Origin of the sequence: Fusobacterium sp. (assembly GCF_032477075.1) — a bacterium.
Taxonomy (GTDB): domain Bacteria; phylum Fusobacteriota; class Fusobacteriia; order Fusobacteriales; family Fusobacteriaceae; genus Fusobacterium_A.
Map to the genome: position 1 here is coordinate 1 of NZ_JAWDXO010000059.1, position 9,002 is coordinate 9,002.

At 29.0% G+C, this 9,002-nt stretch carries 7 protein-coding genes and 1 tRNA gene; 6 read left to right on the forward strand and 2 right to left on the reverse strand.

The features are described from left to right. Positions 1 to 17: 17 nt before the first annotated feature. From E6771_RS15310 to E6771_RS15325, 5 genes are all read left to right on the forward strand, one after another. A tRNA-Asn gene (locus E6771_RS15310) sits at positions 18 to 93 on the forward strand. 56 nt (positions 94 to 149) lie between these two features. Next, complete coding sequence (gene ybaK / locus E6771_RS16065; protein ID WP_410054683.1) at positions 150 to 602, forward strand: Cys-tRNA(Pro) deacylase; 453 nt, start codon at positions 150 to 152, stop codon at positions 600 to 602. Positions 603 to 656: 54 nt separating this feature from the next. Continuing rightward, the gene (locus tag E6771_RS15315; protein ID WP_316092210.1) at positions 657 to 1,154 is read left to right on the forward strand and encodes an N-acetyltransferase family protein; all 498 of its coding nucleotides are present in this window, start codon (positions 657 to 659) and stop codon (positions 1,152 to 1,154) included. A 63-nt stretch (positions 1,155 to 1,217) separates the two neighbouring features. Continuing rightward, on the forward strand, positions 1,218 to 2,582 hold the full coding sequence (locus tag E6771_RS15320; protein WP_316092211.1) for an MATE family efflux transporter: 1,365 nt from the start codon (positions 1,218 to 1,220) through the stop codon (positions 2,580 to 2,582). 254 nt (positions 2,583 to 2,836) lie between these two features. Further along, positions 2,837 to 4,351 (forward strand): flotillin family protein, encoded by a 1,515-nt coding sequence (locus tag E6771_RS15325; RefSeq protein WP_316092212.1) that lies wholly within the window; start codon positions 2,837 to 2,839, stop codon positions 4,349 to 4,351. Between the two features lie 41 nt (positions 4,352 to 4,392). Here E6771_RS15325 and E6771_RS15330 read toward each other — a convergent pair whose 3' ends face one another. Next, complete coding sequence (locus tag E6771_RS15330) at positions 4,393 to 5,115, reverse strand: LytTR family DNA-binding domain-containing protein (protein WP_316092213.1); 723 nt, start codon at positions 5,113 to 5,115, stop codon at positions 4,393 to 4,395. A 9-nt stretch (positions 5,116 to 5,124) separates the two neighbouring features. Beyond that, positions 5,125 to 6,780 (reverse strand): sensor histidine kinase, encoded by a 1,656-nt coding sequence (locus E6771_RS15335; protein ID WP_316092214.1) that lies wholly within the window; start codon positions 6,778 to 6,780, stop codon positions 5,125 to 5,127. Between the two features lie 205 nt (positions 6,781 to 6,985). On the opposite strand from E6771_RS15335, the gene E6771_RS15340 reads away from it, so the two are divergent. Beyond that, the gene (locus E6771_RS15340; RefSeq protein WP_316092215.1) at positions 6,986 to 8,425 is read left to right on the forward strand and encodes a carbon starvation protein A; all 1,440 of its coding nucleotides are present in this window, start codon (positions 6,986 to 6,988) and stop codon (positions 8,423 to 8,425) included. The last annotated feature ends 577 nt before the right edge of the window (positions 8,426 to 9,002 follow it).

The following is a 9,002-nucleotide window of genomic DNA, read 5'->3' on the forward strand; positions in this document are numbered from 1 at the left end:
GCCAAGCTCAAATGAGTGCTTCCTTAGCTCAGTCGGTAGAGCATGCGGCTGTTAACCGCAGTGTCAATGGTTCAAGTCCATTAGGAAGCGCCATTTTTTTATTTTTTGGAAAATTTTTTCTGGAGGTCATTATGAAGAAAACTAATGCAATGAGAGAACTGGATAAAAATAAAATAAAATATGAATATGTGGAATATGAAGTAGATGAAAATGATCTAAGTGCAATATCTGTATCAATAAAAACGGGGCAGGATATAACAAAGATATTTAAAACTCTGATACTTTTAAATGAAAAAAGAGAAATGCTAGTAGCCTGTATTCCTGGAAGTGATAATATAGATTTAAAAAAATTAGCAAAATTATCTGGAGATAAAAAAGTAGAAATGCTAGAAATGAAAGAACTTTTTAATATGACTGGATATATTAGAGGAGGATGTTCACCTGTTGGAATAAAGAAAAGACATAAAGCATTCATACATCAATCAGTTTTAATAAAAGATAAAATATTTGTAAGTGGTGGAATTAGAGGAGTTCAGATTGTAATATCTCCAGAAGATTTGATAAAATATTTAAATATGACAGTTGGCGATATAATAGTTTAGAATTTTTAGCTTTTATGTGATAAAATTCTATTATAAAGATTAAAGGAGGGCTGTATGGAATATTTTATCAGAGAAATGAAAAATACAGATTGGAAGGATGTTGTAAGAATATACGAGCAAGGAATAAAATCTGGAATATCTACATTTAGAAAAGATTTACCTGATCAGGAATCATGGGAAAATTCACATTTGGAAGTATGTAGATTTATACTGTGCCATAATGATGGCAATATAGTAGGCTGGGCAGCACTTAGTCCTACTTCCAGCAGAATAGACTACTGTGGGGTAACTGAAGTGAGTATATATATTGATAAAGTTCATCAAGGAAAGAAATTTGGTGAGTTTCTTTTAAACAAAATAAAAGAAGAAGCTGAAAAAAATGGAATATGGACTCTACAGTCTTCAATATTCCAGATTAATGAAGCAAGTTTAAAAGTTCATAAAAAATGTGGATTTCGTGAAGTAGGTTATAGAGAAAAAATAGCAAAAGATAGAAATAATATTTGGCAAAATACAGTATTAATGGAATATAGAAGTAAAAAAATATATTAAATTATATGTATAGAAACAATAATAGAGAATAAAATAAATTTTTGCAAAATTTTGGGGGTAAATATGGCACAAAATGATTTATTTATAAAAATGACAGAAACAAAAATATCAAAATTAATACCCCAATTAGCTATACCTACTATAATAAGCATGTTAGTAACTTCTATTTATAATATGGCAGACACATTTTTTGTAAGTCAAATAGGAACATCAGCATCAGCAGCAGTGGGAATAAATTTTTCTGTAATGGCAATGATTCAGGCTATTGGATTTACTTTGGGAATGGGAAGTGGAAATTATATATCCAGAAGTCTTGGAAGACAGGATAGAGAAGGAGCTCACGAAGCAGCAGCTACAGCATTTTTTACTGCTTTAATACTGGGAGTTTTTTTAGCTATTTTTGGATTGTTATTTTTGGATAAATTTGTTAGAATGCTTGGAGCTACAGAAACAATTGCTCCTTTTGCAAAAGATTATGCAAAATATATTCTTATAGCCACACCATATATGTGTTGTTCTTTTGTCTTAAATAATATAATACGTTCTCAAGGAAATGCTTTTTATTCAATGATAGGGATAGGAACTGGAGGAATTCTTAATATAGTTTTAGATCCAATCTTTATATTTACATTAAATTTAGGAATATCTGGTGCAGCTTTAGCTACTATAATAAGCCAATTTATAAGTTTTTCAATATTAATGTATATGTGCAATAAAAACAAAGAGCATGTTACAATAAAATTAAGCAGTTTTAAATTTAGATTTACTATGTATAAAGAAATATTTCGTGCAGGTTTTCCAACTCTTTCAAGACAGGGACTTGCAAGTATGGCAGCTGTAGCATTAAATGTGTGTGCTTCCCCATTTGGAGATGCAGCAATTGCAGCAATGTCAATAGTATCAAGAATAATGATGTTTGTTAACTCAAGTTTGATAGGATTTGGGCAGGGATTTCAACCAGTATGTGGATTCAACTATGGAGCTAAAAGATACGATAGAGTATTGGAAGCTTACTATTTTTGCTTAAAGGTAGCAGTAATTCTTCTAACAATATTGGGAACTGTTTGTTTTATATTTGCTCCAGAAATATTAGCTTTATTTCGTAAAACAGATCTTGAAGTTATAGAAATAGGTGCTCTTGCACTAAGATTTCAATGCATGACTCTTCCAATACAAGCATGTATAATAATGGCAAATATGCTTACACAATCTATTGGGTATGGTTTTATGGCTACTCTTGTAGCAATGGGAAGACAGGGGATATTTCTCATTCCTGTACTGTTTATATTTCCTAAACTGGGAGGAATAAGAGGATTACAGTTATGCCAGCCTTTTGCTGATATATGTACTTTTATATTGGGAACTGTAATAGTATTAAAAGTAATTAAAGATTTAAAATGTCGTATGAATAAACAAGAAGAAACATAAAAATTAATTATATAGTAAAGGAAGGTAGATTTACCTCCTTTTTATAATTACAGCAGATAATTTATATGTATTATTTATACTATTCTGCATTAGAAAAGTAAAAAATATCAATTTTTTATTTTTTTAAATATTATTATATACTTTAATTTATATAAAATATAGACTTTTAAATTCAAATAGTGTATATTTAAATGGTAGATATTTTCTTTTTGATATAGAAAAGTAAAAAAGTATAAATTAATGGGGAGGAAGTTATGTTTTTAGGGGTAGGAGTTACTTTAATTATTTTTTTGATAATTATATTATTAGGGGGAGCAGTTCTTATATATAGAAAATGTCCTAATGATGTTATTTTAGTCAAATATGGGCTTGGTGGAAATAAAATAATAACATCAAATGGTACTTTTATATTACCAATAGTGCAAGGATGCAGAAAGCTTAATTTGAAACCTATGAATATAGATATAGATTTGAGAGAAGACTCAAATGTTGTATCTAATGATAAAATTAGGGTAGTAGTAGAGGCAGATGCCACTTTTGCCATATCTAGTTCACCAGAAGAAAGAGTTATAGCTTCTCATAGATTATTAAGTTTTAATGATAACGAGATATGTGCATTAGCAAAGGAAATATTAACAGGGCAAACAAGAACTATTATATCAGAAATGGAATTTGAAGACTTGTTGCAAGATAGGGTTCTATTGATGACAAAAGTAAGTGAAAATGCTGAAAAAGAACTTAGCAAACTAGGGCTTGATTTAATTAACTATAATATCAAAATGATAAAAGATATGGATGGGATTACAGAAATGCTTGGGAAGAAAGCATCTGCCCTTGCAACTTCAGATGCGCAGATAGCTGTAGCAGAACAACAGAGAAAATCTGATGTTGGAGTAGCAGAAGCTAATGCTCAAAGAGATATAGCTGTAACTGAACAGGATAAAGTGAGACAGATACAAGTATCAAAAACTAAAGCAGTGATAACAGAAGAAACAATCAAAGCCGAACTTATTCAGACTAATGCAACCCAAAATAAATTAGCTGAAGAAAAAAGAATGGAATCTGAATCTCAAAAAGCTCAAAATTTATATAGGATAGAAACTGAAAAATCAATTAATTTGAAAGAGCTGGATAAAGAAAAAGAAATTAAACTTCAAGAAGAAAGCTTGAAACAAGAGATAGCAGATAAATCTAAAGAAACTGTTAAAAAACAGGCAGAAGTTGCATTAGAAACTCAAAGAGCAAAAGAAATAGTAGAAACAAAAGTATATAATGAAAAACTTGAAATAGAAAAAGTTACAGAACTTAAATTAAAAAAATTAGAAGCAGATAATCAATTAGAGATAGCTAAAATTAAAGCAGATGCAATATTAATAGAAGCAAGAGCTGAAGCAGATAAATTGAAAGCATTAGCTGAAGCAGATGCAATCAAAGTAGCACTGCCTATTGAAAAAAAGGCTGAAGCAGAGAAGAAGCTGTTAGAAGTATATGGGCAATCAGGAATTATGGGACTTAAACTTATTGAAATACTTCCAGAGCTGGCTAGAGCACAGGCAGATGCAGTGGCAAATATAGATATTAACAGTTTGAATATCATATCTGGTGATGGAGGGTCAACAGATGGAAATAGTGGAGCAGGAAATCAAATAGCAGGAATAGTAACAGATATAACAAGAGCTATACCAGCTTTTAAAATGGCAAATGATATAGCAAAATCTATAAATATGCCTGAACTTTCAATAACTGGAGATATAAAAACAAAAAAATAAAAAAAGGAGGATGGGTAAAAACCTCCTCCTTTTTTTATTTCTTATTTGATAACTAATATTTCTTTAAATTCTTTTATATTATTTCTGCTTACAGGAATTTTAAATTTCAAATCCTGTATTTTTAAGATATAAGTTCCATTGAACCATTGTTCAACTTCTGTTATTTTATCAAGATTTACCATATAAGATCTATGTGTTCTATAGAATTTATTTTTAGGAAGTATTTCTTCCCACTTAGATATTTTTATTTTTGAAGAATAAGAATTATCTTTAGTATAGATCATACTTTCTTTCTCTCCTGCTTCAATGTAATAGATATCATCAATAGAAATTACATACATTTTTTCATCAGAAGTAACAGTTATTTTATTAATTTTATTAATATCTTTTACATGTTCTGTTTCTTTTTCTTTTGTAAGATTGTTCAAAACTTCATTTATTCTTTTTTCAGAATAAGGTTTTAGGAGATAATCAAAAGCTTTAATTTCAAAAGCTTCTGCAGCATACTCTTTATATGCTGTTATAAATACTATTTTCAAATTTCCATTGAGTTTAGAGAGAATTTTTCCAAGACTCATTCCATCTAATTCAGGCATGTTTATATCTAAAAAAACTATATCTGTTTTATTTGCTTGGAGATATTTAAGAGCATCTAAAGGACTATCAAATTCTTTTTCAAGTTCTATTTCTCCATGTTTTTCAATAAAGAATTTTAGTTCTTCTCTAGCTGGAAATTCATCTTCTACAATTACACATTTAAGCATTAATACCTCCTATTCTATATAAAAGGATATTTTAGTTCCTTTTTTCAAACATTCTATAGCCAGTCCCTTACCATACATTAGTTTTATTCTATTATGAACATTTTTAAGGCCAATACTCTTTTCCATTCTTTCATTCAATTCCTCTATTATTTTTGGATCAATACCAATACCATCATCCTCAATGGTTATTATGCAGCCTCTATCTCTTTTCTTAGCAGTAATATGTACATGTCCTCCTCCTCTTTGTTTTAATAAACCATGCTTTATACTGTTTTCAACTAAAGGTTGAATAGTAAGACTTGGTATTTTTATGTTTTCTAATCCTTCTTCTACATCATAATCAACAGAAATCTTATTACCAAAGCGAGCTTTTTCAATATTAACATAAGCTTTCATTTGAGTAAGTTCCATATCAAGAGATACTACTTTTGAAGCATTCTCTAAGTTATAACGTAAATATGTAGACAAGTCAATTATAACTTCTTTTGCTTTTGCAGGGTCCATTCGTACAAAGAATGCTGTAGTATGAAGTGCATTAAAAAGAAAATGAGGATTGATTTGTGTCTGTAGAGCTTTTAATTCGGCATCTCTTGCCATAGCCTTAAAGTTTTCAACAGTACTTATTTCCAATTGTGTAGATATAAGCAAAGAAAGACCTTCAGCAAGATATTGATTTCTAGCAGTGACATTTTCAGCTTTATCAAAATATATTTTAAGGGTTCCAGATACAACTTTTTCTCCTTGAAAAAGAGGGGAAATTATACAAGACTTTATTTTCCCAGAAATACATTGAAAGTCTTTTACTCCATTTTCTTCACCAAGAACCACAATCTTTCCAGTTTTTAATACTTGTTTTGTTACTTCGCTTTTTATATCTGTATGGTCTATTTTAAATTCATTAGATTCAGAATAGCTAGCAATTATATATTTATCATTGGTTATTATAACTGCTTTAGCTTCTAAAGAATTTAAAATTATTTTGCAGATTTCATTCATAGACTCTCCTTTTCTAAAATAAGGAAGAGTTTTATTAGCTATTTCAAGAGCTAGCTTTGCTTGTTTACCAGCTATAATCTCTTTTTCAGAAATTATATCTTGAATAATAAGAATAACTATCGATACTCCTACAGCATTGGCAAGTATCATTGGAAAGTATATTTTAGAAACTATATCTTTTGCCAATTCAAAATCTGATCCAAGTGCAAGGATTAATATCATACTGAGATTTTCAACTATGAAACCTCCAAGAAATCCATAGAGATAACAGTTTTTTTCATTAGTTTTTTTATAAAGATGGGCAGTGATAAAACCCCCTGACATTGTAGCAATAGCACATGGAATGGTAGTTATAGAACTTGCATCTACAAACAATCTATGGATGCCAGCAATAAGACCAACCATGATACCAACTTCTGGGCCAGCAAGAATACCTCCAACAACTACACCAATATTTCTGACATTTACTATTGCACCACGATAATCTACTCCTGTATATGTACCAATTATAGCAAGACCTGAAAAGAATGTAGAAAGAAGAAGAATATCCTTTTGACTATATTTTTTTCTTGTAAATATATTTTTAGCACTTTTAAATTTTGTAAAAAAGAAAGCTATGGCAATAATATATCCTAGATTATTTAATAGGTGACTAGTTAATCTTAACAATTTATACCTCCTCTGTAATAGACATAAAAATTATACCATAAAGAACAGAATATAAAAAGTGATATTAAAGGATATATTTTTGCATTTTAAGTATTGATTTTAACCTTTTAAAGAACAATACATTCTTTTTATAGTCTTTTGATGTATTATTTATGCTAGAGATAAAATGTTGTAAATAAAATATTAAAAATGGGAGGCAGATTATATGTTTAGTTTTATTATTTCAATAATAGCTTTAATAGCAGGTTATATTGTTTATGGAAAAATAGTTGAAAAAATATTTGGGATTGAACCAAATAGAATTACACCAGCAAAAAAATTAGGTGATGGTGTTGATTATGTGGAAATGGGATGGAAAAAAGCATTTCTTATTCAGTTTCTAAATATAGCTGGAACAGGACCTATATTTGGAGCAGTAGCAGGAGCAATGTGGGGACCAGCAGCATTTTTATGGATTGTATTTGGATGTATATTTGCAGGAGCAGTTCATGATTTTTTAATTGGAATGATGTCTTTAAGAAAAGATGGGGCAAGTGTTGCAGAATTAGTTGGAGAAAATCTTGGTAATGGAGCAAGAAAACTTATGATAATTTTCTCAATTATTCTTCTAGTACTAGTTGGAGTTGTATTTGTAACAAGTCCAGCAGCTATATTGAATGACCTTACAGGTATAAATAAAATGGTATTGATTGGTATTATAATTATATATTATTTAGCAGCCACTGTATTACCAATAGATAAAATAATTGGAAGAATTTATCCAATATTTGGAATTGCATTATTAGTAATGGCAGTAGGAATAGGTATAGGAATAGTAGTTCAAGGGTATAACATTCCTGAAATATCTTTACATAATTTTCATCCAGCAAAACAATCAATTTTTCCATATTTGTTTATAACAATAGCTTGTGGAGCAATCAGTGGATTCCATGCTACTCAATCTCCAATGATGGCTAGATGTCTTGAAAATGAGTCTGAAGGAAGAAGAGTATTCTATGGTGCAATGATTTCTGAGGGTGTTGTAGCTTTAGTATGGGCAGCAGCAGCAATGAGCTTCTTTGGTGGAACACCAGGATTAGGAGAAGCATTAGGACATGGAGGAGCTGCAGTTGTAGTAAATAGAATTTCCAATACAGTATTGGGAAGAGTAGGAGGTGCTTTGGCTCTATTAGGAGTTGTTGCATGTCCAATAACATCGGGAGATACAGCATTTAGAAGTGCAAGACTTACTATAGCTGATGCAATTGGATATAAACAAGGTCCAGTAGCAAATAGATTTATAGTAGCAATACCTTTATTTATTGTTGGTATTTCACTATGTTTTATAGATTTTAATATCTTATGGAGATATTTTAGCTGGTCTAACCAAACTCTTGCTACAATTGCACTTTGGGCAGCAGCTAAATATTTAAATAATCATGGAAAAAATTACTATATAGCTCTTATTCCAGCAATGTTTATGACAGTAGTTGTTACTGATTATATTGTAATAGCTCCTGAGGGATTTGTAAGATTTTTCCATGGAGTTCCAGTGACTACTATTGAGACTATAGGATTAATATGTGGATTAGTATTATCAGGAGTATGTACTTTAGGATTTATAAAAAGTTTAAAAAAAGAAAAAATTACTGAAGCACATGTATGAAGATTTTAATTTGCAATAAAATATAAGGATAAATTAAATAGATAAGATTTTTAAGACTGAGTTTAGTATTGTACTATATTCAGTCTTTTTTTTATTTTTATAATTATTAATATATTCTAAAACTTTTAAAGCTATATATTTAAAAATTTCTTTTTTTGACATTTTTCTCTAGTACCTTCATTTTTTAAAAAAGCTTATATTTTTTATTTTTATTTTATTAAATATTCAAAAAATGAGTACATATATATTTGAAAATATAAATAATGTTTCAATTCTATAAATCATAAAAAAACACGCAGTTGATAAATTCATTAAATATAAAATATATTTTTATTTGTATGCAAGATAATAATGTATTATAATTTACTTAATTATACGATAATGTAAACTTATACAATTAACAAAAATATGAATAAATAGATTCTAAAAACCTTATTTTTAGAATATTTGTTTGTCGATTTATTGAGAAAGGAGGGAAGATTTTATTATTAACTTTATTAAAATTTATATTATTAAAAAATGAAGTTTATTCTTAAGGAGGAAAGAAGTATGAAGAAAATTTTGGGGATATTTCTTT